Genomic DNA, 1,579 nt, shown 5'->3' on the forward strand with positions numbered 1-1,579 from the left:
CCGTTCATGTAGGTCCAGTCCAGCGCATCGGCCTCGCGCAGGTTGTCCTGAAGGTAGGTGAAGGTCTCGGACCCGGCAAAGCTCCAGAACGGCGGCTGGTCGGCGTTCAGCAGGTCGGGCGCATGCATCACCCGCTCGCCGGTCAGCAGCCATGCTGAGTGGTCGTCGGTGTGCGCGGCGTGATCGAAGCCATGCAGCTCGACCGTCAGCCCCTCGAAGGTGAAACTGCCCCGGGGCCAGCTCACCGTCTCCTGAGGGCGCGGCAGCTTGCTGCTCAGCCGGTCCATCTTGTCCGACGTTTCCTGCGAGGCGAGGATGCGCGGCGCCTCGGTCTGATCGGCCAGCAGGCCGAGGAGATCGGGGGTGCCACCGATGTGGTCGGCATGGTCATGCGAGTAGACGATGGTGGTGATCGGCAGGTCTGTGGTCGCGCGGACCGCCTCGAGGATCTTCGCGGCCTGACCCTGCAACGGGTCGAACAGCAGGACCCCCTCATCGCCGACGTACCAGGTCGTGCCGTAGAAGCCTGACTGGTACCAATAGGTGCGGTCGGTCAGCTTCTGCAGGATGTAGCGCGACCGCATGTTCAGGGTGAAGAGATCGGCGATCTTTTCGCCTGGCGCCAGCGCCTCCGTGGCGGAAGCGGCACGGTAGGTGGCGCCGACGGTCGAGGGCGTCTCGGCCAGTGCCGATTGTGCGCCGAGGACAAGGGAGAGGGCCGTCAGGCCTGCGGTCAGTGTGCGGGTCCTCATGGTCGTGAACCTTTGAAGTTTGGGATGCGTGTTGCAGGCCCAGAGATACCCCTCACCTTTGTCAAAAATAATCCGCAAAATTACTATCTCACTGTTTGTCATAACGATACAGTTGCAGGAGCACTCCTTCCACGGACCCCTTCCATGAAGCTCGACCGCCTCCCCTTCTTCGCTGCCGTCGTCGAGACCGGCTCTTTCACCCGCGCCGCCGAGCGCATGGGTGTCACAAAGGCCGTGGTCAGCGCCCACGTCGCGCGTCTCGAAGAGGAACTCGGCACCGCTCTGCTGCTGCGCACCACGCGCAAGGTGACGCCCACGCCCGAGGGGATGATGCTGCACGAGCGCTGCCGGGTAATCCTGCAGGAGGCGGCGGATGCAGAGGACGAGCTCAGCCACTCCCGCGACGAGCCCAAGGGTCTGCTGCGGATCACCGCGCCGCTCGACTACGGCCAGTCCGTACTGGTGCCGCTCGTCGCGCGGTTTCGCGCGGCATATCCGGCTTGCAAGGTCGCTCTCGACCTCACCGACCAGGTGGTCGATTTGCAGACGGGGCAGTGGGACATGTCGGTGAGGTTGGGCTGGCTGGTGGATTCCAGTCTCAAGTCCCGACGCGTCGGCGCCTTCTCGCAATATCTCGTCGCCACGCCCGCTCTCCTCGAAGCTCTCGGCCCGATCCGGACACCGCACGATCTGCCCGCCCTGCCCTTCGTCGCCAACAGTGCGCTGCGCGAGCCTGCGGTCTGGGACTTCGCCGGTGCCGGGGCGGAAGATGTGCGGGTGCGCTTCGATCCGGTGGTCACCATGACCACCACCCCGGCAGTGCTGAC

Annotated in this window: 2 protein-coding genes; one reads left to right on the top strand and one right to left on the bottom strand. The window is 65.4% G+C overall.

Annotated elements, in window-relative coordinates:
* On the bottom strand, positions 1 to 752 hold a 752-nt coding region (locus CLG85_RS27050), incomplete at its 3' end, for an MBL fold metallo-hydrolase (RefSeq protein ID WP_260350385.1).
* Positions 753 to 896: 144 nt separating this feature from the next.
* On the opposite strand from CLG85_RS27050, the gene CLG85_RS27055 reads away from it, so the two are divergent.
* The coding region (locus CLG85_RS27055) for a LysR family transcriptional regulator (RefSeq protein WP_260350386.1) at positions 897 to 1,579 on the top strand (683 nt) is incomplete at its 3' end.

The organism is Alloyangia mangrovi (assembly GCF_002300555.2).
Taxonomy (GTDB): Bacteria; Pseudomonadota; Alphaproteobacteria; order Rhodobacterales; family Rhodobacteraceae; genus Salipiger; species Salipiger mangrovi.